Source organism: Bacteroides sp. ET336, from assembly GCF_024733815.1.
Lineage (GTDB): Bacteria > Bacteroidota > Bacteroidia > Bacteroidales > Bacteroidaceae > Phocaeicola > Phocaeicola cellulolyticus.
The window spans coordinates 14560-39382 of the sequence record NZ_JANRHK010000011.1 but is presented as its reverse complement, the minus strand read 5'-3'; the positions used below and the strand labels follow the sequence as shown (position 1 = coordinate 39382).

Here is a 24823-nt window from a genome sequence, read left to right as displayed (position 1 = left end):
AATTAATAATTAAGAGCTGATAATCAAAAATTAGGAGCTGATAATGAATATAAGATATTTAACTGTAATATCATTATTGCTGGCTACGCTGCAATGCTTCGGACAGAAGGATGCGAAGGCAAGGCAGGTACTTGACGCCATGGCGGCAGAATACGACAAGGCGGCGGGTACGGAAATTGTGTTTGGCGGCAGCGTGAAGGGGACAATAGCACTGAAAGGAAACAAATTCGTTCTGGACTGCGGAGGAATAAAAAGCTGGTTCGACGGAGAAACTCTATGGAGCTATGTGGAGGATAACGAAGAGGTGAACGTGTCGTCGCCTACGGCAGAGGAGATACAGTCGATTAATCCGTATGCCATGATAGGGATGTACAGGAACGGTTTCAACTACTCGTATGCAGGCACGAAGAGCAGAAGCGGAATGATGTGTAAGGATATAGTGCTGAGACCTGAAAAGAAGCAGGATATAAAGGAGATAACTATATCGGTGAACAACAGGATGCAGCCTGTGTATGTGAAACTGGAAAGCAATTCGGGCGATGCGCAGGAATTCACCGTGAAGGAATACAGGACATTGAACCTGGCGGACTCTTTCTTCAAGTTCGACAGGAAGAAATATCCGAATGCAGAGATTATAGATTTGAGATAGTAATATAAACATTAGTAACCAATAATAATTTTCAGTATGGCTACAGAACACGTGAAATGCCTGATCATAGGATCAGGACCGGCAGGATATACTGCCGCAATATATACAGGAAGAGCAAACCTCAATCCTGTACTTTATGAAGGACTCCAGCCTGGAGGACAATTGACAACTACAACTGAAGTGGAAAACTTCCCCGGTTATCCTGAAGGGGTGACAGGTCCGGTGCTTATGGACGACCTGAGAAAGCAGGCTGAGAAATTCGGCGCTGAGATAAGAAACGGTATCGTGACAAAGGCTGACCTGAGCAAGGCTCCATATACTTTCGAGGTAGATGGAGAAAAGGAAATTACTGCGGATGCGGTAATCATCTCGACTGGTGCTACTGCAAAGTATCTGGGACTGGAAGATGAAAAGAAATATGCAGGTATGGGCGTGAGCGCATGTGCCACTTGCGACGGTTTCTTCTACAGAAAGAAGAAAGTGGCTGTAGTGGGCGGCGGTGATACAGCCTGCGAGGAAGCCCTCTATCTGGCAAGTCTGGCAAGCGAGGTGTATCTGGTGGTGAGAAAGCCGTTCCTGAGAGCATCGCAGATTATGCAGGAAAGAGTGATGAACCATCCTAAGATTAAGGTGCTGTTCGAACACAATGCAGTGGGACTGTATGGCGACAACGGCGTGGAAGGTATGCACGTGGTGAAGAGAATGGGCGAAGCTGACGAGGAAAGATATGACGTGGCTATCGACGGTTTCTTCCTTGCAATAGGCCATAAGCCTAACTCTGACATCTTCAAGCCATGGGTGAAGACTGACGAGGTGGGTTACATCATCACTGAAGGCAATACACCATGTACCGGAGTTCCGGGTGTGTTTGCAGCAGGTGACGTGGCTGACCCTCATTACCGTCAGGCTATTACAGCTGCAGGAAGCGGATGTAAGGCTGCTATTGAGGCGGAGAGATTTTTGAATAAATGAAGAATTAATAATTAAAAATTAAAAACGAGTGCATGTCATCAATTTTAATTTTTAATTTACCTCCGGATCTAAATTATTAATTGTCAATTGTTAATTGTCAATTATTAATTATTAATTATTAATTATTAATTATTAATCATTAATTACAAACATGAATTTATGGAAACGTTCTGCCGCCATGATAATATTCATAGGCGGTATGGCATCAGGCTTCGCACAGCAGATGCCGCCTATACCTACCGATCCGAATGTACGTATAGGAAAACTGGAAAACGGGCTTACTTATTACATCAGACACAACGAGCTGCCTGAGAACCAGGCCGATTTCTACATTGCACAGAAAGTAGGTTCTATTCTTGAAGAGGATAATCAGAGAGGACTGGCACACTTCCTGGAGCATATGTGTTTCAACGGTACGACAAACTATCCGGGAAACCTGCTGAGAGAGTATCTTGAGACTATCGGTGTGAAATTCGGAGCTAACCTGAATGCATATACATCAATAGACGAGACTGTGTATAACATCTCGAATGTTCCTGTGGCAAGAGAAACTGTGATTGACTCATGTCTGCTGATACTGCACGACTGGGCTAACGACCTGACTCTGGATCATGAGGAAATAGACAAGGAACGCAAGGTGATACACGAAGAATGGAGAACCAGAACAGGTGCCATGATGCGTATGTACGAAAAGGTGTTCCCTATAATGTTCAAGGACAGCAAGTATGCTTACCGTCTGCCTATCGGTACAATGGAAGTGGTGGATAACTTCCCTTATCAGGCTCTGAAAGACTATTATGAAAAATGGTACAGACCGGACCAGCAGGGTATCATAGTAGTGGGCGACGTGGACGTGAACAAGGTGGAAGAGAAAATCAAGAAGATGTTCTCCCCTATCGAGATGCCTGCAAACGCTGCTGAAAGAGTATATTTCCCTGTACCTGACAATGACGAACCGCTGATAGCCGTGGCTAAGGACAAGGAACAGCAGGTGCCTATCATATATCTGTTCTACAAGCATGAGGTTGTGCCTGATGAAATGAAGAACAATATGGGATATCTGGCAATGAACTATATGACTTCGATGATAAGCAATATGCTGAATGCACGTCTGTCAGAGCTTACTCAGAAGCCACAGCCTCCATTCATCCAGGCTTTTGCAGATGACGGTATCTATCTGCTGGCAAAGACTAAGGGTGCCTTCATGGGACTGGCTGTAGCCAAGGAAGACGGCATCATGACTTCTACAGAAGCATTGATGACTGAAATAGAAAGAGTGAGACAGTTCGGATTTACTGCAAGCGAATATGCAAGAGCAAAGGCCGACTATCTGAGAAGTCTGGAATCGGCTTACAACGAAAGGGAGAAGATGAGAAACTCACAGTATGTGAACGAATATGTGAGACACTTCATCGACAACGAACCTATCCCTGGCATAGAGAACGAATATGCGATAATGAACCAGATTGTGCCTAACATTCCTGTAGAGGCAATCAACCAGGTGGTAAAACAGATTATCGGAGAAAAGAACATCGTGCTGAGCGTGTTCTGCCCTGAGAAGGAAGGTATGAAATATCCTACAGAAGCTGAGCTGAAGGGAGTTATCGACAAGGTTAAGGCTGCAAAACTTGAAGCATACGTGGATAAGGTTTCAAACGAACCTCTGATGAAGGAACTTCCTGCAGGAGGAAAGGTTGTAAAAGAGGAAGCAGGACCGTTCGACAGCAAGATCCTTACTCTGAGCAACGGTGTGAAGGTGGTTCTGAAGAAGACTGACTTCAAGGCTGACGAAGTGAGAATGCAGGCTTTCAGTACCGGTGGTACTTCAATGTTCGACGACAAGGATGCAATTCAGTTCAAACTGATCAACCAGGTGGTAAGTCTGGGAGGACTAGGCAACTTCAGCGCAGTGGATCTGGACAAGGTGCTTGCAGGAAAGATGGCTTCGGCATCGGCTTACGTAAACAGCCTGACTGAGGGTATAAGCGGTTCTTGCTCGCCTAAGGATATGGAAACAATGCTGCAGCTTACTTATCTGAGATTTACAGCTCCAAGAATGGATCAGGATGCTTTCGCATCGTTTATCAACAGAAACAAGGCTGCCCTGGCTAATGCTGAAGCTGACCCTAACACTGCTTTCGGCGACTCAATAAGCGTGGCTCTGTATAACAGACATCCTAGAGCTATAAGCGTGAAGGCTGAGACTCTCGACAAGATTGACTACAACAAGGTGATGGAACTGTATAAAGACAGATTTGCTGACGCAAGCGACTTTACTTTCATCATGGTGGGCAACATTGACGAGGCTACAGCTACTCCGCTGATAGAGAAATATCTGGGCAGTCTGCCTTCGACAAAACGTAACGAGAAATTCCGCGACGTGAACCCTGACATCAGAAAGGGACTGTATGAAAACAACTTCACAAGAGAGATGGAGACAGCCAAATCGTCAGTTCTTATGGTGGCAAGCGGAAAATGCAAGTATGACCAGAAGAATGTGGTGCTGATGAGCATGATGGGACAACTGCTGAACATTCTATACACACAGACTGTGAGAGAGGATGCTGGAGGTACATACGGTGTGTCATGCAACGGCTCTGTAAGCAAATATCCTGAAGCTGAAGGTGTGTTCCAGATATATTTCGACACTGACCCGCAGCGCAGACCTCAGATGGTGGAACTGATAAACAAAGGTATCAGCGACTTCATCGCACAGGGTCCTAAGACTGAAGACCTGAACAAGGTGAAAGAATATATGCTCAAGACATATCAGCAGAACCAGAAGGAAAACTCTTACTGGATGAGAATTCTGAACACCATGTTGTGGGAAGGTGTAGATATGAACAAAGGATATGAAAACACCGTGAACGGAATTTCAATAGATGACCTGAAGAAATTCGCAAAAGACTTCTTCGGACAGAAGAACATGATTGAAGTGAGTATGAACTCGCCGGTGAAATGAGATTGACGGAATAGCCGAGAGGTGACCGTAAATATATATTGGAGACGATATACTACGAATTATGAGTGTATCGTCTCCATTTTTTTGTAATCAGGGGATATATTGTAAGAATAATGTTAAATTGTAACTAAATTGTGCAAACGGAAATCTTCCGAAAGGGAACTATTGACTACATTTGTATTGAAACACGTAAAAAAAGACATTATAAATGCCAGAAAAGACTCTATACAGAAAAATAATCCATGTAATGGCGGTGTGTATATCGGTACTGCTGCTGCTGTCGTCGTGCGGAAGCCACAGGTTTAACTATGACTTCAGGGATCTGGCAGCTGCGGCCATCAGACTGGACATGGATATAGAGATGAACGACAACCACAAGCTGTACATCGAAGCTGCCGACTGGATAGGTACGCCATACAGGTACGGAGGCAAGACGAAGAAAGGTGTGGACTGCTCGGGACTGACATCGGCAATATACAAGACCGTGTATATGAAAAAACTGGGAAGAAGCGCGGAGGACCAGAGGAATGACGACTGCAGGAAAATCCTGAAAAGAAATCTGCGCGAGGGGGATCTGGTTTTCTTCCACAACGGGAAAAAGAAAAGAAAGGCATCGCACGTAGGGATATATCTGAAAAACGGCAGATTCATACACGCTTCGAGCAGTGTGGGAGTGGTGGTGAGCAGCCTGAACGAACGATATTACGAGAAGCATTGGCTACAGGGCGGAAGAGTGAAATGATATTAGGAAAAGATGGAGAATAACAGTAAGGTACATATTCCGGTCATTATAGCCGGCATGCTGATGATAGGTAACAATATTGCGGCACAGCAGTTGAACACTGACTTCAAGAAGGATTTCAAGAACGAAAAGACGGACAGTGAACTGAAACTGAACGAGGATGCCATAAAGCTGATCAAGTTTGATTTTATGCCTGAAATGAACAACGATGCGACAAAACCTCTTGAGGCACCGTTGAAGAAACCGTGGATGGAGTTCAAGGCCGATCTGGCAGTGCCCAAGAGCCTTACAGACACCACGAAGGTGAGAAAGCCAAAAGGATATATAAGGATGCTTCCCTACTCCATATGGACAAAATTCGGCGAAGATCCGGTGTATGACGTAATGGTGTTCGGCAAAAAAGAGAAGGATTATGAGATAACGTGGACGTTCAATCCTTTCGGAGATGAAGAAGGCAATTACGGAATAAGCATAGCTCCTTCGGCAGGTATGATAAGCGACGGGGTGATGATGAAAGGTGCGGGGGTGACTATAGGAAATCTTGACATACTGGGATTTATATACAACAACCTTACTCGAAGGGGAAGGATGCTGCAACATAACAGGAAGCATGCAAATGCATGGAAGACATATCAGACGTATCAGCCGTCGCTGGCTGACAGCCTGAAGTTTCCGACATTCTACAACGGGATGACGATGCCTGTATTCGACTACAGCAAGAACGGGAAAGATACGGCTATGACAGGGGATTTTCCTGTATTGTCGGACTCGGCAAGGGCGGAGATAGAGATGGTGATTGCATTGAGGAAAGACTCGCTGAGGAACGAGTATCTGGAAAAGGCGAACGAGGAAGCGGACAAGGAGAGAAAGCCTGACAGGGTGAGAAGGAACTTCAGATGGAACGTGAAAAAGGCCAAGGCAGCTAAGAAAATAAAGGATGAGGAGGAAAAGGTGAAAGCCATGGAGGAGAAGATGATTGAAGAACTGCCGGGAAGCATGGACAGCATCTATATCTATATGAGGAAAAAGGAAAAACGGGAGGCTGAAGAAAGAGCCGAACAGGAGAAGATAAGAAAGATGAGATACGGACTGGAATAAGCCGCGGGAAAAGAAATATGCCTTGTCGTCAGATTGAGAACGGCAAGGCATATTTTATGATATGTCGGGACATTTTCTTATTTCTTGAATATGAAATAGACTGCCAGGATGAGACAACAGAATGCTGCAAGGTGGTTCCATTTCAGTTCCATCTTGAAGGCTATGACAGAGAATACGGTGAACACAACAAGCGTGATAACCTCCTGGATGACCTTGAGCTGCATGATATCGAACGGTCCCCCACTCTCACGGAAGCCAAGACGGTTGGCAGGTACCTGAAGGCAGTATTCGAAAAATGCTATAGCCCAGCTGAAGGCTATCACTCCTATCAGCGGCAATGATTCAAACCAGCTGTATTCGCGCATCTTGAGATGGCCATACCAGGCAAATGTCATGAAAATGTTTGACAAAATCAGTAATAATACTGAGAAAATTCCATGTGATAACATATTGTGAGTTTTTTAAGTTTTCAGTTTACAGTTTCTCTACTACAGGCAGCATGTCTTCCTGAATGTTGTTCATACTGCTCCACAGGCTGTATCTTGCCTCCGGATTCATCTCTTCCAGCCGGTGCAGCACTTCCTTCATGTCCGAACGGTGGGAATCCTTCTCATAGGGACAATTCTTTATCTGCTTACGGTATCCACGGATACGGGCCATTTCTATCAGATCCGACTCGTGTATCAGGCACATAGGGCGGATGACGGTCATATCGAACTTGCGCATCACCAGGCGTGGAGGCATGGTACTTATGGCTCCCTGAAACGTCATGTTCATCAGCAGTGTCTCAAGAATGTCGTCCATGTGATGACCGAGGGCAATCTTGTTGCATCCATGTTCCTTGGCTACGGTAAACAATGCCTTGCGTCTGTTCCACGAACAGAGGAAGCACGGCGACTTGCGTGTGTCTGTTGTAGGATCGAACGAGGTGGTGTAGGTGACGAACTCAACGCCAAGCGATTCTGCAAACTCGCGCAGGTACGTAGTGTCCGACTTGTATTCGATGTTGCTCATCTCCACATGTACCGCCATTACAGAGAAACGCGGCTTGAATATTCTGGAACGCATGGCAAGCAGTTCAAGCAGAGCCATGGAGTCCTTTCCTCCCGACAGTCCGACTAGAATCTTGTCGCCGTCGTTTATAAGTCCGTAATCAACTATTCCTTTCAGGAAACGCTTGTTTATGCGGTAGAGTGTCTTGTCTTCTTCAGTCTGTTTTGTCATAAATCATTTCAAAAAGCGGGTGCAAAGGTACTCATAAAATGTTTTTGTTCAGTCTTGTCCGTTATTTTTTTTACGTATATTCCTTGATTTATCATAAAAATACAGCCATGCTTTCCGGCAGGAACCTGATTACGCAAACATCCGGTATGAGTGGAAATATACTCCGCAATCGCAGATAAAAGCTTATGTCAAGCTGCATCAGCCTACTAAATAATTGAAGATAAATACCTGCTTTCGGATATTTTGATTATTTTTGTAGAAAGTTGATGAGAATATTAGTTTTTAATTCCTGATTGAATAGAATGATTTGACCACCAATCGGTTGATCACAATGATAAAACAAGAAAATATAAAAACAGATATATATGGATACAAAAATAAAACTGACTGCAATAGCACTATTGATGTTTTCTGCCAGTGCCGGAGCACAGACGCTTAGCCAGGCGCAGAGATGGTTTACACAAGGTGAATTCGAAAAGGCAAAACCGGTATTCAAGAAACTGGTGAAGCAATCGCCGTCGAACGCCAGCTATAACTTCTGGTACGGAGCATGCTGTTATGAGACGGGAGAGATGATGGAAGGACTGCCTTATCTGGAAAAAAGTGCGGCCAGAAAGGTGATAAACGCTTACCTGTACGTAAGCAAGGCTTATTATGACATGTACAGATATGAAGATGCTATAGAAAATCTGGAACAACATATCTACTGGCTGGAAAAGAAGAAAAGAGACACATCGGAAGCCGAAGAACTGATGACGAAATACAGGAAGGGCGAAAGACTGATAAGAAGCGTGGAGAACATTACGGTGATAGACAGTTTCGTGGTGGACAAACAGAGATTTCTTGACGCATATAAATTGAGCGAACAGGCCGGTACACTAAAAATGACCAATGACGGTAGCGGCAATGATGACGATATGACAGTGGAATTCATCAACGAGATGGGAGACAAAATGCTGCTCTCAGGAAAGGATGAAAACGGAAACAGCAAGCTGTATGCAAGCATGAAGCTGATTGACAGCTGGAGCAATCCGCAAAAGCTGAAAGGCATAAACGAAGACATGACAGTACTGAACTTCCCATTCCTGGATTCGGACGGTACAACACTTTATTTCTCGGCAAAAGGAGATGACAGTCTGGGAGGATACGATATATTCATTACGCGTGCCGACTCGGAAGAGAACTCATTCTTCAAACCGGACAACATAGGATATCCTTTCAACTCAAGGTTCAACGACTATATGTATGCCATAGACGATTATAACAATCTGGGATGGTTTGCATCGGACAGGTATCAGCCGGAGGGGAAAGTGTGTGTGTATGTGTTCGTGCCAAACGAATCGAAGATTACTTACGACTATGACGCTGTGGGTGAAGACAAAATGATTTCTCTGGCAAAACTTGATAATATAGCTCTTACACAAACGGACAACAACACTGTTGCCAGAGCAAAGCAAAGGCTTGCCAAGGTGATGTATGCCACAGAAAACAAGGCCAAGAAAGCTGATTTCACATTCATTGTGAATGACAACAGGACATACACATCGCTGAACGATTTCAGAAAGGCAAAAGCAAAACAGATGTTTCAGGAGATGACCAAAAAACAGAGTGACCTGAATGCCCTGGAAAAGGAACTGGGACAATTGAGAGAGAAATATTCGAAATCAAACCAGGCAACAAAAGCCTCAATGGCACCGGGAATACTGGATAAAGAAAAGAGGGTGAATGATTTAAGAGCCGAAATAGAAAGAATGTCAACTACGATAAGAAACATTGAACTTAAATAAATGCCTATGAAAGAATATTTTGCCCCTTCGGAACTTATTATAAATGAAGACGGATCGGTGTTCCATCTGCATTTGAAACCTGAACATCTGGCAGACAAGGTGATACTGGTGGGAGATCCGGGACGTGTGGCTACTGTGGCATCGCATTTCGACAGCAAAGAATGCGAAGTGGAAAGCCGGGAGTTCAGAACCATAACCGGTACGTACAAAGGTAAGAGAATAACCGTAGTCTCAACAGGCATAGGATGTGACAATATAGATATCGTGATGAATGAACTTGATGCTCTGGCGAATATAGACTTCAACACAAGATATGAAAAGGAAAATCTGAAATCGCTGGAAATAGTCAGGATAGGAACATGCGGAGGATTGCAGCCTTATACTCCTGTGGGAACATTCATATGCTCTGAAATATCGATAGGTTTTGACGGATTGCTTAACTTCTACGAAAGACGAAACGCTGTCTGTGACCTGCCTTTGGAACGTGCGTTGCTGAATCATCTGGGATGGTGTGGAAATATGTGCTCCCCCGCCCCATATGCAATTCATGCCAACAAGGAGATGGTGGAACGCATAGCAGGCAAAGATATGGTGAGAGGTATTACTGTGGCTTGCGGAGGTTTCTTCGGACCACAGGGAAGGAAACTGCGGGTTCCGTTGGCAGATCCGCATCAGAATGAAAAAATAGAGACATTCGAATATGACGGACGAAGAATAACCAATTTCGAGATGGAAAGTTCGGCACTTGCAGGTCTGGCAAGACTACAGGGACACAAAGCTACGACGGTATGTATGGTAATTGCAAACAGAGTGGCAAAGGAAGCCAACACAGGATATAAAAACCAGATAGACGATTTAATAAAAACGGTATTGGAAAGAATATAATGGAAGAGAGTTTCAAGCAGGACAATATAGCCGGAAAGGAAGAAAAATATTTACACTTCCTTGAACAGTACTCGCATCTGATTGATGGCGAGAAGAACATTATCAGCGTACTGGCAAATACTACTGCCGCACTGAAAGAGGCATTCGGCTTCTTCTGGATAGGTTTTTATCTGATAGAAGAAGGAGAACTGCACTTGGGACCGTTTCAGGGGAGTGTGGCATGTTATCGTATAAAAAAAGGAAGAGGTGTGTGCGGAACAGCATGGGCAGAAGCCAGAACGCAGGTGGTGGCAGACGTGGATCTTTTTCCTGGACACATTGCATGCAGTTCGCTTTCACGATCGGAAATAGTGGTACCGATGATAAGTGGCGGGAATGTTGTCGGAGTTTTGGACATAGACAGTGACAAGCTGAATACTTTTGACGATACAGACCGCATATATCTGGAAAAGGTCGTGGAAATGATAGTAAAAAATTTATACTGATTTTATAAAAATGAATATTCTATACACAGATGATACAATATGTGCCATAGCTACGGCACAGGGAGGTGCAATAGGTACTATAAGAGTTTCGGGAAAGGATGCCATAGCCATAACGGACAGGATTTTCAGTCCGATAAACGGGGCTCCACTAGACGGACGTAAAGCATACACACTGACATTCGGGCATATCATTGGCAATGAAGGCGAAATAGTGGATGAAGTGCTGGTGAGCCTTTTCCGCGGACCACATTCATATACGGGTGAAGACTCAACGGAAATATCATGCCATGGTTCATCGTATATCCTGCAACAAGTGATGCAACTGCTGATAAAGAACGGATGTCGTGCTGCAGGTCCCGGAGAATTCACTCAAAGAGCTTTCCTGAACGGCAAGATGGACTTAAGCCAGGCAGAGGCTGTGGCAGACCTTATAGCATCCACATCGGCCGCCACACACCGTATGGCAATGAACCAGATGCGTGGTGGATTCAGCAGAGAGCTGTCATCATTAAGAGAAAAGCTGCTCCATCTGACATCTCTTATGGAGCTGGAACTGGATTTCAGCGACCATGAGGAACTGGAATTTGCCGACCGTAGCGAACTTGCACAGATTGCATCGCAGGTGGAAGAAGTGATAAACGGTCTTGTACAGTCGTTCAGTGTGGGAAATGCGATAAAGAATGGTATCCCTGTAGCAATAATAGGCGAAACAAATGCAGGCAAATCTACCCTACTCAACGCCTTGCTAAACGAAGAACGTGCAATAGTGAGCGACATTCACGGTACAACACGTGACGTGATAGAAGACACTATGAACATTGAAGGAGTAACATTCAGATTTATTGATACAGCCGGAATACGAGAGACATCCGACGCTATCGAGACTATAGGTATAGAACGCAGTTTCCAAAAGCTGGATCAGGCCTCAATAGTACTATGGGTGGTTGACAGCACTGAAGCAAAAGCCCAGATAGATACATTAAAGGACAAGGTTATTCCACGATGCGAAGGCAAAAAGCTCATCCTTGTGATGAACAAATGTGATGTGACTCCCAACCATGATATAGTTGCAAAAGAAAATATATGTCTTGGTGAGGATGACTGCATGGAAACAATATCAATCTCTGCAAAAAACCGCAAGGGAATAGCAGAACTGCAAAAGCTTCTTGTAAGAGCAGCAGCATTACCCGAAGTGACACAAAATGATGTTGTAGTAAGCAACGTCCGTCATTACGAAGCCCTCTCACATGCCCTTGAAGCCATCCACCGCGTACAGGACGGAATGGCCATGGGACTTTCCGGTGACCTGGTAAGCCAGGATTTAAGGGAATGTCTGTTCCATCTGGCAGAAATCGTTGGTGGGGAAATAACTAATGATGAGGTGCTGGGGAATATATTTAGGAATTTTTGCATCGGTAAGTAGCTGATTATCAACAATATTACAATATATCGCTAACTGTCTGAAAGCCACCGTTTTGGTGGCTTTTTTCATTTTAACACTTTCCATTTGAAACTTGTTACAACCAGTTTTTAAGGGTAAATTTGGCTCAAATATCGTTCCTATCCCTAAATTTTGCGACCAAATGGCAATGGGAAAATGACATATATGGCACCTTATGCAAAAACTGCAAAAGTGATAAATGTGCGCCCGTTGACATGTTGGACACCTCGTGAAAATTCCTGCAAATACCTGAAAATTGCTGCAAAGGAAATGGACGATTTTAACATGCCAAAAAGATGAAGATATTAAAGAAATGTTTAACATGTGGAGCAGAGTTTATTGCATCCAAGATGTCAAATAAATACTGCTGTAGAGAGTGCGAACGTGACGCATCTCGCAAACGTGAAGCAAAACGTAAAAAAAGTGTCCGGGAAAGTGAAAAAGAAGCAGCTCTTGATAAAGAAAGAGATGCAGTTGCTTCACGACCATTTTTGACACCCTCAGATGTTGCCTTATTACTTGATATGAGTGTTAGCACTGTTTATAGATGTTTCTATTCCGGAATCATCAAGGCAGTGAGAATACGTAGAAAAACCCTTGTCCGTCGTGAGGATCTTGACAAATACTTTGAGGATGCAGGACCTTATAGAAAAAGAAGTTACAAGCGTAAGCAAGAACAAGAATACTATACCCTACAAGAGATTATGGATAAGTATAAAATTGGACGTAAAGCTGTATGGGGACGTTGTGACAGATTAGGCATCCCTAAAGTTTACGAAGGGCGTAATACTTTCTACAGTAAAAAGCTTATTGACGCAAATTTCTCTGAGCTTCTTGATGTCATAGACATTGATAACTATTACACATTGAGTCAAATCATGGAAATGTACAATATGACTCAGGGTGCGGCTCTTTGTTTTGTAAAATACCATGCGGTTCCCAGGGTAAAGAGAAATGGCAGGTCTTATTATTCTAAGGTTCATATAGATTGTATAAAACACAAGACCGATGAAATTGATCCTGACTGGTACTCTTATGAAGAAGCTATGCAAAAGTATGGCATAACTAAAGATCAGGTAAGTTATACTCTAAAGACCTATAGCATTAAGACTGAAAAGCGTGGAAAATTCACCATGATTTATCGGACGGATTTTGATAATATCATGCATCAACGTCTTCAAAATTCAACTCCACTAATAAAGTCAAATGGTGAAGAAAAGGTTGTTTTCACGGCAAAGCAACAGGAAAAAATCTGTCCAGCAACTCCTGAAGGATACTATTCTACTGATGAGGTAGCAGAGATGTTTAAAATATCAATAAAGCATGCTGGAGTTATAACAAGAGAGAACAACATACCTAAGATAGCACTGAAAGGATTTAATTTCTATGAGAAGGGATCCATTGACCTGTTATACAACAAAAAGAATAAGTATGCAGAAATCACAGACTGGATAACGCCAGAGGAAATGCGTACAACATTTAAAATGACAGCAGATGGTGTACGCTCTTTTATTCATAGACATAAGATTCCAGCAAAGGTTGAGTATGGTAGTACCTATTATTCCAAACAACACATAGAGGAAATAAAGAATGGATATTTTGTTGGTAGAGACAGGTATTATTCCGTAGAAGAAGCTACAAAGAAATATAATCTTACAAATTCACTTGTCTTCTATTACGTCAATCACTATAAGCTCACCAGAGTAAAGAAGCAGAAATTCATCTTTTTTAGAAAAGAAGAATTTGACCGGTTAATGGAAAAACGGTTCTCAGAAGATGATTTTATAGCAAATATTGATATATAGTGATATTTACTTTCAATTTACCGATGTCAGCAATATATCATTCGAGAATTTTGAGACATAAAACTATAAAAACAAATAATATGCAGTATTGTAAATCAGTAACTCTCCGTATGCGAGATAGACGAAATGGTACTAAATCATTATTTCTGGACTTTTGGCCAGGCTATAGAAATCCTGAAACAATGGAACTGATTCGTCGTCGTTCGCTTGGCATGTATATATATGCCAACCCCATTTCTACACAACAGAAAAAGTATAATGAAGCTATTCTGGCAAAAGCTGAAGCTATTCGGTGTAAGGTATTCATAGAGGTAATTAATGAGAAATATGACTTCTTTAACCAGGACCGTCTAAAGGAGGACTTTCTTGCATACTTCAAGAATATTGTCAACAGAAACTTTGCGAAGTGTGATGCAGCCTATAAACATTTCAGCAGGTTCTGCCACAACAAATGTACATTTGAAATGCTTGATACCGTATTCTGTAACAAGTATAAAGAATATCTCTTAGACACGAAAGTATCAGCAAGAGGCAAAGTCATGGTTAACAAGCCTATATCACGAAATACAGCTTCAGCATATTGGAATATCTTCAAACAAGTTTTAACTAAAGCCTATAGGGAAAGAAGACTTGTAGATAACATAGCATCCCTTTTGGATAATATTCCATGCACAATACCAGTCAAGCAAAGCCTTTCACTGGAGGAAGTCAGAAAACTATACAACTCAGAATGTTCAGTTCCAGTAGTAAGAAAAGCCGCTATATTTTCCTGTTTGAGTGGATTACGTATAAGTGATATACTCAATTTAAAATGGGAAAATATCCAAACATATGCAGATGGCGGACATTATCTTGATTTTAAATGTGTAAAGACTCAGCGTCAGACACAGGTTCCAATCGGTGATGATGCTTATGAACTAATTCAGCCACAAACAACAGATAAATATATTTTTTCAGGATTTAATCGTACTATGACATATAGAGTCATGCAAGATTGGATTAAGGAATGTGGAATAAAAAAACATATTACCTTTCACTGTTTCAGACATACTTACGCATCCTTACAGCTTGAACTTGGAACTGATATTTACACAGTACAACATCTCCTTAATCACAAGAATGTAAGTACCACTCAAATCTATGCTTCACATGCTGATCCGAAAACACGAGAAGCAGCTGATAGAATTAGGTTAACAAATGTAAAAATGGAAATGCAAGAAAATGAAAACATAAATGTTAATGCAGAAACCAAGAGAAAGAAAGAGAAAGGAAAATCAAAAAAGTGACAATAAATAGTAGCGTAAATCATTGAAACACTGAAACATAAATAATGTTTTCTAGAGAGATTTTATTAGTAACAACTAGTATCAATTAGTAAGTTTATCTATAAATTTGCAATAAAGTAATACGATAAAAACCAATTGCAATGACAAAAAAGATAAGAGAGAATTTACTGATACTTCTCATTTCAAACATTATTACCATTATTCTGTTTGTGACCGCTCCATATATTATCAGGGTGGTCACAAGCACTAATGCAACAGAAAATAATAACCTAATGTTATCCCCATTGCCGATTTTGTTATACCTCATTTTATTATCTTTATTAGTTTGTATAATAACTGTCCTGTACAGGTTACATACTGAGAAGCGCATAATCATTAATAATAGCATCACTTCTCTACAACCTGCTACTTCAGAAAAGAATAAAGCAGAGATTATGCGTGAGATTTATAAAAATAAACAGGACCATTTGGAGGTTAACAGATATGAGGCAATCAAGGAGTATACATATACTGTTTTTTCACCATACATGACAGATGATTGTCTGGAAACCCTATGCCAGAACATTAAACTTTACGAGATTCCAGAATCGTGTATCAATTCTGTATTAACAAATGGTCAGTTAAACACACTCGACATCAGACATTATGCCTGGAATATAGGAGAACGGCTTGGTTGGAGTGGACAAACCAGAGCTACCTTCATCAAGCTCTGTTTTCCTAAAGAACTTAATGACGTTGAAATTGAAAGCATCAGGCGTACACTCAGACAAAAAGGGAAATGTAAAATAGAAATTGACATTCCTGATAAAGATAGTTACGAGTTTCATTATTAAAAGAATTATATATGCAAGAATACGTAGAAGATAATCCGATAACCTTTAATGACATACCAAGAGTTATGTCAGATATACTTAAAAAATGTGATCTACTTGAACAGTCCATAGAAATACTTCATGAAGAGATTCGTCAATCTAATCAAAAGTCTCCATCTGAACACATTCCAATGGATGTAAAAGAAGCCTGTGAATTTCTCAAAATAAAAAAATCGACAATGTACTGTTATATACAGAACGGACAAATTCCAGTCAACAAGAAAGGTAAGAAATACACATTTTTCAGGGATGATCTCATCAAATGGGTTGAGTCTGGTTGTAAAACTGAAAAGCCAATCAGTACAGCAGAAATCAATCAAATACTCAGCAAAAGATCAAGTCGAAGGAAATAGTAGAGAAATGCGAATTCATAAATAGCCCGCATTAAGGATTATCTAATGTAGGCTATTTTTTTTGCATATATCACTTAAAAGCACTTAGCAAAGTGATCAGTGATAATTACAATATAGTATATAAACAAATGATCATAGAAATAGAATTAAATATTTATACACAAAAAAAATTAATTTATGAGTAAAAAGAATCAACACTCTTTGCTCTCTCTTTTTGTATTTACAATGTAACAATCATTTCACAAACCAAGAGATTGAGCTGTCCAAAGATGAGCTTTGGGACTTATTTAAAGTCAGTTACAAGCATTATCAAACTGAAGTAATTAATGATAGAAAAATTTACAATCGCTATGTAAATGACTTAATCAGTTATCATCTTCCTGTTTTCACATCTGATGAGGAAGCAATACGAAAACATTTCCAAAATCTTTTCTGTGTTTATGAATTACTGACCGACAGAAAAGATCTTGTTGAGAAGTACTTCACTAAATCTACATTCGAAAAGACAGACTTCTCTAAAATGCTTAATGAGTTTAACCATGTGGAAGTTATATTAAAGGACTCCAATGGACTTGCATCCTTTAACAGAAAGCAAATTAAACTTATCACAGATTTTGCCAATAGAAAGAATTTCTTCACTACCCCTGTTGACGAGAATACTATTGAAAAGTTCTTTAACTGTACATTAAAAAAGACTCTTATAGCCACAAACTTGCGCTATATACTTCAGCTGTTATATTCTCTTTCCCAACAAAAAATGATTCCATATAATTGGGTATCACTTGTAGTAAGAAATAAAATGTTAGCCCCACAGAAAAGTATGATACCATCAACTCGTGGAGCAATCAGTTCACGTCTTACAGAACTAAAGAATACTACTGCTACATTTCCTGAAGAAGAATATGTGAATATAGTAAAACAACTGAAAGAAATGTATTGAAGTGAAACAATGTAAAGCAATTGAAAGAAAAATCCCTGACACTCTCCCTGACATTTTAAACTGACAGGAGACATTCAAATTGCGAAAATAACAATAGGAGTATATTTACCCCAGAATCGATTCAGCTTTTGGGGTACTCCCTATTGTATAACATTAAATCATTAGAAAATGGGAACCAGTAACATTGAAATCAGCATCTTAAAAAAGAGATTAGAACTCTTGGAAATGAAAATTGGAGAACTTAATAGTATTAATCCAGAAATACTCAATGAACGTCTTGCAAAGATTGAGGAAAGATTATATGTGGTTAAAGAAATGTTGACCACTGAAGAAGCTTCAAAGTATTTGGGAATATCACAATCCCAGATATATAAACTCACTATGAATATGCAGATTCCACATTTTAAGCCCAAAGGGAAAACCATCTATTTCAATAGACAAGAACTCCTGAGATGGATGCGTAAGAATCATGTAGTGCCAGCAAAACAAAAAAAATGATAAATAGAATATTACAATGAAAAAGAAGAAACATAATAAAAAGGAGGTTTATACAGATGCTCAACTGACTGCTTTACTGAAAAAGTCAGAAGTTGTCATAAGTTCCTCAAAAAATGATAATAAAAAAGAACTATGTCATGATAAGAAGGAAAAACAGTAATGATAAGGAATGTTCAGTGGAAAGCTCTCTTGAAGTCGGAATGCTAAGCAAGAGTACATTCAACGACCAGGAATTAGACAACTACCTGAGACAAGGAGAAATAAAGGCATGTGAAAAGCCTCCTGTTCCACCACAGATTTTATGGGTTGGAGATTGTACCATAGCAACCTTTGGTAATTTCAGCGCATCCACCGGTAAAGCAAAGAGCAAGAAAACTTTTAATATTACAGCAATGGTTGCAGCAGCGGTAAACAATTCAACGGTTCTTAAATACCGGGCCAGTCTTCCTGATGGTAAACGCAAAATCCTCTATTTCGATACAGAACAAAGTAGGTTTCACTGCCACAATGTGATAGAACGCATCTACCGCCTTGCAGGATTGAGTCTGACAAAGGAAGATAAACGCATCAAGTTCTATGGGCTAAGGGAGTTCACTCCTACTCTCCGTATTGCCCTCATAGATTATGCCCTAAGAACATTTGAGGGTGTAGGATTGGTCATTATCGACGGCTTACGAGATCTCATGTATGACATTAACAATGCCAAAGAATCAACCGATGTGATGACTATGCTCATGGCCTGGACAAGCAAGTACAATCTTCACATCCATTGCGTGCTGCATCTTAACAAGAATGACAATAACACCAGAGGTCATATTGGTACCGAACTTGAAAACAAGGCTGAAACAGTTCTGATAATCAGCAAGAACAAACAGGATTCCAACATCAGTGAAGTCAGGCCTATGCACATGCGAGACAAGGAGTTTTCTTCATGGGCATTTCACATTGACGACAATTCTCTCCCCGTCTTGGATGACGGCTATCATATTACAGTAGTCAAACCCAAAGATAAGCCCTTGACATCTCTGCCAGATGACTTACATGCCAAAGTACTTCGCACTGTTTTTGAAGGTGAGAGTCCACAGAGGTATCTTGAACTGGTGAAAGCAATCAGTCAGGCTTACGCACAAGAAGGCTACAAGCGTGGGGACAATGCAGTTAAGGATATGCTTAAAATCTTCTGTGAGCGCAAACTGATTACCAAAGACAAAGACGGTTATCATTATCATCCTGCACTCCTGCCGTTAAAGTAAGTTTATGAGTTTAAGTTTAACAGGGTATATATATACTAAACTTATATAAGCCCAATTAGACATTATTGATATGCCATGACCATAGATGAAATAAAATCAGTCAGTATTGTACAGTTCCTTGAAACGGAAGGTTATCAGTATGCCTATATCCATCGAGGTAATTACTGGTATCTATCTCCTTTTAGAGCAGAATCGTCTCCATCTTTCAATGTCAGTCCTACAAAAAATCTTTGGAATGACTTTGGGGCCAGCTCAGGAGGAAACATTATAAATCTTGTTCAGAAGATGCACCCTTCATGGAATAATCATCAAGTACTTACTTATCTTGAACAACAGATTAAGAACCATAATCTCAAATATGCTGAAGATTATGAAGCGATGACCAAAGAACAACAAAGAAGAAATGCGTGGAATGAGAGCCATATAGCAGAAAAGGGTAATGAAAGAAAAAGTATTACTTTCATTGATCGTATTAGCAAGCTCAGTCATCCCAATTTGAAAAGATATATTTTACAAAGACGTGTTGACTTCGAGGTTGCTCAGGAGTTCTGTAAGGAAATACATTATCATATCAATGATAAACATTATTATGCCATAGCCTTTGAAAATGTAGATGGTGGTATGGAAATCAGAAACAAATACTGCAAACGCAGTATCGGAAAGAAAACAATATCCGTAATAAAGCCCAACGGTGAATCACATTCAGAATGCTGCATATTTGAAGGTTTCTTTGATATGCTCACGTATGCAAGTATCAGAAAATGGATGATGGATATACAACTTTGTGTTGAAAACGACTGTGATTATATTGTTCTTAATTCAATCAGTAATATTAAAACTGCACTTCCATATCTCCAGGTATATGATGTAGTACACTGTTATCTTGACAACGATGCTGCCGGTATAGCTACAACAAAGAAAATCAAAGACGAATATTCAAACAAGGTAATTGATGAATCTGTCAGATACCCAAATTTCAAAGATCTAAACGATGTCATCAATGGAATAGTATAGGAGTAACAAAAATAATAAGTCTGTTCTATTAGTTTAAGGAGGTTCCCCACAAGAGAGCCTCCTTTTTTTGTGATGTTTTTATTCTAATAGTATGATTTTTACCAGAATATCATACTTCTAAACAAATGTATGTTAATACTGAAATGCAAATTGGCATATTTTTATCGGAATACCATAAAACTCATTTCCTTTGTCATGTTACAGGAGCAAATTGGTTTTCAATTTTATCTTCTGAGTATAAAATATATTTATAATAACACATTAAAATCAGATTGAGAATGCCAGGATTTGTAATATTCGTATTGGTCCTCACCTTTGTTTATGTGGTTTACTTTTCAGTAATGATTACCCTTGACCTTCATAGTAAGAAAGACGAAAAGAAAACGGATGAAGAGACCATTGATGTCAGCAGCATGGATAATGAAGAAGTGCCGGTTTCCGTGGAAGAACATAATGATGGTCCTGAAGGTAGTGACATGACATACACAGAGCAAGTAACAGACGACGGCCTTCGGGTAGTTATTCCAACAGGCAATAAGCAGAGCAACAGTTCCCCTCCTGAAGAGGAAGAGTCTAAATCCACTCAACAGACTACTACAAGTGCAGAACTCAATAAAGAAAACGAAGAAAACATGGAAGAAATAGAGGCAGTTCCTCAATACAGTTTCTATCCTGATGAGTTCATGCAAAATCTCAACGACAAACACAACAAAAGAAAAATAGAGAAAAGGAATGCAATCGATAAACTGTAAAATCAAACAACTGTTTTTTATTGCCTGTTTCGGCTTCATGTTCCTCCAGCCTCAGTCGGCATTTGCTAAATGCGGTGGTGTTGACTACAGCTGGGGTGCTGACGCATTGAGTAATGCCCATGATTTTACGGTCACAATGATGCTCTATGTCGTATATCTTCTTTATGCTATTGCATCCATAGTAGCAATTATAGGAGCTTTACAAATCTATATCAAAATGAATACCGGTGAAGGAGATGTGACCAAATCAATAATGATGCTGGTTGGAGCTTGCCTGTTTATGATTGGAGCAACTATCATTTTCCCTGCATTCTTTGGCTATAATATTGTATAAAAGTAAAAAATAAATAACCAAGCAAGTAAGGATAACGTGTCTAATTTTTTAACTGTAAAACAACAAAAAAATGAAGAAAATCAAGAATTTAACCAAAAGGATTTTCAATGCTAAACGTATTGGAACACTGGCCATGTTGCTCTTTTGCGGAGTAGCTGCCACTTATGCTCAGAATGCTGCAGGAGACTACACTGCCGGAACAAATGCACTGACTACAGTTACGGAAGAAATTGCAAAGTATGTTCCATACGTTGTGAAGCTTTGTTATGCCATAGCCGGTGTCGTTGCCGTTGTGGGTGCCATAAGCGTTTACATTGCAATGAACAATGAGGAGCAGGACGTCAAGAAGAAGATCATGATGGTTGTTGGTGCATGTATCTTCCTTGTAGCTGCTGCACAGGCTCTGCCTTTGTTTTTTGGTATCTAACTATTATCCAAGTAATATGGATTCATCATGACAAAGGAATCGGGCAATCATCAATACGTCAGCTATCCCATGTTTAAGGGGCTTCAGAAACCCCTTGAATTTATGGGATTCCAAGGCAGGTATATCACCTGGGCTGCAGCAACTGTAGGTGGAGGTATTCTCAGCTTTATCATAGTGTATTGCATCCTCGGATTTATTGCCGGACTCATCGTCCTTGCTGCAACTCTATGCACCGGTGCTGCACTTATCTTTTTCAAACAAAGGAAAGGATTACACACCAAGAAAGAGGAACATGGCGTATTCATCTATGCCAATGCACATAAGATGTAATCGGACAACATGATAAATGAGCAAGAGAGTTGGATTTTGAATAGTGTGTGGTTAGGCTCACCCTCCCGTTAGGATGAGCCTAACATAGTTTATACGACAACTCTCAGATTGTGAACGTAACTGATAAGTAATCGAATAATAAATTCAAAGAACAATGATTCTATACGTCATCTTAACATTTGTGGCAATCCTTATTGGTATGGCTATCTCAGTCATGGCTTTCGGTACTGGAGGGAAACGCAAGAAAATCTTCCAGAATATCTACTTCTCTTTGGAAGAGGTCAACGGTATCGGGGTGCTTTACACCAAGACCGGTGAATACTCGGCCATTCTGAAGATGGAAAACCCGGTACAGAAATATTCGGCAGACATTGACAGTTACTACGAGTTCAATCATCTCTTCACTGCCCTTGCACAGACTTTAGGTGATGGATATGCCATCCACAAACAAGATGTATTCATCCGCAAGAAGTTTCATGACGATAGTAATGATAATCATGAATTTCTGTCGGAATCATATTTCAACTATTTCACAGGTCGTACCTATACCGACTGTCAGAGCTACATGATTATTACTCAGGAAAACAAGAAGAGCAATCTTTTTTCATTTGACAGCAAGAAATGGCGTGATTTCATGGTAAAGATACGCAAGGTCAAAGACCAGTTGAGAGACTCCGGTGTGGATGCCCAATTTCTTGATGGCAATAAAGCCCGTGATTACGTAGACCGCTATTTCTCAATGAACTTCACGGACAAAAATTTGTCGATGAACAATTTCAAGGTAGATGACGAAGCTATTACCATGGGTGATAGAAGATGCAAGATATATAGTCTCGTGGATGTGGACTGCATCAACATCCCCTCTCTGGTACGTCCGTTTACAAACATTGAGGTGAACAATGTTTCCATGCCAGTAGACATGGTATCATTGTTAGACAGCATACCGTCAGCTGAGATGGTCGTGTATAACCAGATGCTCTTCATTCCCAACCAGAAAAAAGAGCTTTCTCTGCTTGAAAAGAAAAAAAACCGCCATGCAAGTATGCCCAATCCAAGCAACCAGATTGCCGTGGAGGACATTAAAAATGTACAGGATGTTATCGCAAGAGAAAACAAACAGTTGGTATATACCCATTTCAATCTTATCGTTGGAGTACCCATCGATACGGATATTCAGCGATGTACCAATCATCTGGAGAATCTCTTCAGCAAGTTGGGAATCCACATCAGCAAGCAATCGTACAATCAGTTGGAGCTTTTTGTCAATTCATTCCCCGGCAATTGCTATTCTACCAATCCCGAATACGACCGCTTCCTGACCCTTAGTGATGCAGCAACTTGCCTTATGTACAAGGAAAGGATTCAGCATAGCGAAGAAACACCGCTGAAAATATACTACACCGACAGACAGGGAGTGCCTGTTGCCATAGACATCAGTGGTAAGGAAGGTAAGAACAAGATTACAGATAACTCCAACTTCTTCTGTCTTGGTCCTTCGGGCAGTGGCAAAAGTTTCCACATGAACAGCGTGGTACGTCAGATGTGGGAGCAGAACACTGATGTTGTAATGGTTGATACAGGTAATTCATACGAGGGACTTTGCGAGTATGTAGGTGGCAAGTATATCAGCTATACCGAGGAGCATCCTATCACGATGAACCCTTTTGCTATCAAACATGAAGAGCTGAACATCGAGAAAATCGGTTTCTTGAAGAATCTGATTATGCTTATCTGGAAAGGCACCCAGGGAGTAGTTACCAAGACGGAAGACCGGCTTATTGAGCAAGTCATCAAAGAATACTTTGACGAGTATTTTGTGAACCGTCGTATTGAGAATCTCTCGTTTAACACCTTCTATGAATACAGTATTGTCCGCATTCCACAAATCATTGAAGAAAATAAACTTTCCGGCATTGACTTGGCAGCCTACAACTATCTATTGAAGGACTTCTACAAGGGTGGAAGCCATGAGGTGACGCTGAATGAGAACCTGGACACCAAACTGTTTGATGAGACCTTCATCGTGTTTGAAATCGACTCCATTAAGGATGACCCTCTTCTATTCCCTCTTGTTACGCTTATCATCATGGATGTATTCATCCAGAAGATGAGAATCAAGAAGAACCGTAAGGTACTGGTTATCGAAGAGGCATGGAAGGCTATCGCCTCTCCCATGATGGCCGAATATATCAAGTATCTCTACAAGACTGCCCGAAAGTTCTGGGCTTCTGTCGGTGTTGTAACGCAGGAAATACAGGATATTGTAGGAAGTCCTATTGTCAAGGAAGCTATCATCAATAACTCAGACGTGGTAATGCTGCTCGACCAGAGCAAATTCCGTGAGCGATTTGATGAGATTAAAGCCACGCTCGGTTTGACGGACGTTGATTGTAAGAAGATTTTCACTATCAACCGTCTGGAGAATAAGGAAGGACGAAGTTTCTTCCGTGAGGTCTTTATCCGACGTGGAAGTGTCGGGGCCGTATTTGGAGTTGAAGAGCCACGTGAATGCTACATGACTTACACTACAGAGCGAGCTGAAAAGGAAGCCTTGAAACTCTATAAAAGAGAGTTGAAGTGTGACCATCAGCATGCCATAGAAGCCTATTGCCGGGATTGGAGTCTTTCAGGAATAACCAAGTCTTTGGCCTTTGCACAAAAGGTGAACCAGGCTCAACATGTTCTTAATCTCAAAACAAAAACAGAAATGTAAG

25 protein-coding genes are annotated in these 24823 nt (G+C 40.8%); 23 read left to right on the top strand and 2 right to left on the bottom strand.

The features are described 5' to 3' along the window. Window positions 1-43: 43 nt before the first annotated feature. The 5 genes from NW213_RS10830 to NW213_RS10810 all read left to right on the top strand — a co-directional run bounded on the left by NW213_RS10830 (window position 44) and on the right by NW213_RS10810 (window position 6423). Window positions 44-649, top strand: coding sequence for a LolA-like putative outer membrane lipoprotein chaperone (locus tag NW213_RS10830; protein ID WP_258322764.1), 606 nt, complete (start codon window positions 44-46; stop codon window positions 647-649). Window positions 650-685: 36 nt separating this feature from the next. After that, complete coding sequence (trxB, locus tag NW213_RS10825; protein WP_258322763.1) at window positions 686-1621, top strand: thioredoxin-disulfide reductase; 936 nt, start codon at window positions 686-688, stop codon at window positions 1619-1621. Between the two features lie 151 nt (window positions 1622-1772). Beyond that, a complete protein-coding gene (locus NW213_RS10820; protein WP_258322762.1) occupies window positions 1773-4583 on the top strand; it encodes a pitrilysin family protein in 2811 nt (936 codons plus the stop codon). 247 nt (window positions 4584-4830) lie between these two features. Beyond that, entirely contained in the window at window positions 4831-5325 is a 495-nt protein-coding gene (locus NW213_RS10815; RefSeq protein WP_375338138.1) for a C40 family peptidase, read from the top strand. Window positions 5326-5337: 12 nt separating this feature from the next. After that, window positions 5338-6423 (top strand): DUF4858 domain-containing protein, encoded by a 1086-nt coding sequence (locus NW213_RS10810; protein WP_258322760.1) that lies wholly within the window; start codon window positions 5338-5340, stop codon window positions 6421-6423. A 77-nt stretch (window positions 6424-6500) separates the two neighbouring features. Here the strand turns inward: NW213_RS10810 and NW213_RS10805 are convergent, their stop codons facing one another. Further along, complete coding sequence (locus NW213_RS10805; protein ID WP_154042654.1) at window positions 6501-6872, bottom strand: DMT family protein; 372 nt, start codon at window positions 6870-6872, stop codon at window positions 6501-6503. A 25-nt stretch (window positions 6873-6897) separates the two neighbouring features. Further along, window positions 6898-7647, bottom strand: coding sequence for an ATP-binding protein (locus tag NW213_RS10800; RefSeq protein WP_154042653.1), 750 nt, complete (start codon window positions 7645-7647; stop codon window positions 6898-6900). A 365-nt stretch (window positions 7648-8012) separates the two neighbouring features. On the opposite strand from NW213_RS10800, the gene NW213_RS10795 reads away from it, so the two are divergent. From NW213_RS10795 to NW213_RS10710, 18 genes are all read left to right on the top strand, one after another. Beyond that, the gene (locus tag NW213_RS10795) at window positions 8013-9434 is read left to right on the top strand and encodes a M48 family metallopeptidase (RefSeq protein WP_154042652.1); all 1422 of its coding nucleotides are present in this window, start codon (window positions 8013-8015) and stop codon (window positions 9432-9434) included. Window positions 9435-9440: 6 nt separating this feature from the next. Further along, the gene (locus NW213_RS10790) at window positions 9441-10319 is read left to right on the top strand and encodes a nucleoside phosphorylase (protein WP_258322759.1); all 879 of its coding nucleotides are present in this window, start codon (window positions 9441-9443) and stop codon (window positions 10317-10319) included. Continuing rightward, a complete protein-coding gene (locus NW213_RS10785; RefSeq protein ID WP_258322758.1) occupies window positions 10319-10804 on the top strand; it encodes a GAF domain-containing protein in 486 nt (161 codons plus the stop codon). The genes NW213_RS10790 and NW213_RS10785 overlap by 1 nt, the downstream gene beginning before the upstream one ends. Window positions 10805-10814: 10 nt before the next feature. Beyond that, window positions 10815-12227 carry a tRNA uridine-5-carboxymethylaminomethyl(34) synthesis GTPase MnmE gene (mnmE, locus tag NW213_RS10780; protein WP_258322757.1) on the top strand — a complete coding sequence of 471 codons (1413 nt, stop codon included), beginning with the start codon at window positions 10815-10817 and terminating at the stop codon, window positions 12225-12227. Between the two features lie 314 nt (window positions 12228-12541). Next, window positions 12542-14050, top strand: coding sequence for a helix-turn-helix domain-containing protein (locus tag NW213_RS10775; protein WP_004309764.1), 1509 nt, complete (start codon window positions 12542-12544; stop codon window positions 14048-14050). An 80-nt stretch (window positions 14051-14130) separates the two neighbouring features. Then, window positions 14131-15336: a site-specific integrase gene (locus NW213_RS10770; protein ID WP_004309763.1), complete on the top strand. Its 1206-nt coding sequence runs from the start codon at window positions 14131-14133 to the stop codon at window positions 15334-15336. Between the two features lie 434 nt (window positions 15337-15770). Next, the gene (locus NW213_RS10765) at window positions 15771-16169 is read left to right on the top strand and encodes a hypothetical protein (RefSeq protein ID WP_227201968.1); all 399 of its coding nucleotides are present in this window, start codon (window positions 15771-15773) and stop codon (window positions 16167-16169) included. An 11-nt stretch (window positions 16170-16180) separates the two neighbouring features. After that, window positions 16181-16561: a helix-turn-helix domain-containing protein gene (locus NW213_RS10760; protein ID WP_008781816.1), complete on the top strand. Its 381-nt coding sequence runs from the start codon at window positions 16181-16183 to the stop codon at window positions 16559-16561. 214 nt (window positions 16562-16775) lie between these two features. Continuing rightward, a complete protein-coding gene (locus tag NW213_RS10755; RefSeq protein WP_004309761.1) occupies window positions 16776-17501 on the top strand; it encodes a hypothetical protein in 726 nt (241 codons plus the stop codon). 168 nt (window positions 17502-17669) lie between these two features. Next, window positions 17670-17999: a helix-turn-helix domain-containing protein gene (locus NW213_RS10750; RefSeq protein ID WP_018667707.1), complete on the top strand. Its 330-nt coding sequence runs from the start codon at window positions 17670-17672 to the stop codon at window positions 17997-17999. Window positions 18000-18015: 16 nt separating this feature from the next. Next, window positions 18016-18159: a hypothetical protein gene (locus tag NW213_RS10745; RefSeq protein ID WP_009275719.1), complete on the top strand. Its 144-nt coding sequence runs from the start codon at window positions 18016-18018 to the stop codon at window positions 18157-18159. A gap of 40 nt (window positions 18160-18199) precedes the next feature. Continuing rightward, entirely contained in the window at window positions 18200-19252 is a 1053-nt protein-coding gene (locus NW213_RS10740; protein WP_018667708.1) for an AAA family ATPase, read from the top strand. A gap of 75 nt (window positions 19253-19327) precedes the next feature. Then, window positions 19328-20266, top strand: coding sequence for a toprim domain-containing protein (locus NW213_RS10735; protein ID WP_018667709.1), 939 nt, complete (start codon window positions 19328-19330; stop codon window positions 20264-20266). A gap of 278 nt (window positions 20267-20544) precedes the next feature. After that, window positions 20545-21018 carry a hypothetical protein gene (locus NW213_RS10730; protein WP_018667710.1) on the top strand — a complete coding sequence of 158 codons (474 nt, stop codon included), beginning with the start codon at window positions 20545-20547 and terminating at the stop codon, window positions 21016-21018. A 37-nt stretch (window positions 21019-21055) separates the two neighbouring features. Further along, window positions 21056-21352 (top strand): DUF4134 domain-containing protein, encoded by a 297-nt coding sequence (locus NW213_RS10725; protein WP_050541679.1) that lies wholly within the window; start codon window positions 21056-21058, stop codon window positions 21350-21352. A 70-nt stretch (window positions 21353-21422) separates the two neighbouring features. Then, a complete protein-coding gene (locus NW213_RS10720; RefSeq protein ID WP_018667712.1) occupies window positions 21423-21779 on the top strand; it encodes a DUF4134 domain-containing protein in 357 nt (118 codons plus the stop codon). Between the two features lie 27 nt (window positions 21780-21806). After that, window positions 21807-22109, top strand: a complete 303-nt coding sequence (locus tag NW213_RS10715; RefSeq protein ID WP_062695337.1) for a DUF4133 domain-containing protein — start codon at window positions 21807-21809, stop codon at window positions 22107-22109. Between the two features lie 154 nt (window positions 22110-22263). Then, window positions 22264-24822 (top strand): TraG family conjugative transposon ATPase, encoded by a 2559-nt coding sequence (locus NW213_RS10710; protein WP_175324269.1) that lies wholly within the window; start codon window positions 22264-22266, stop codon window positions 24820-24822. Window position 24823: the final 1 nt, after the last annotated feature.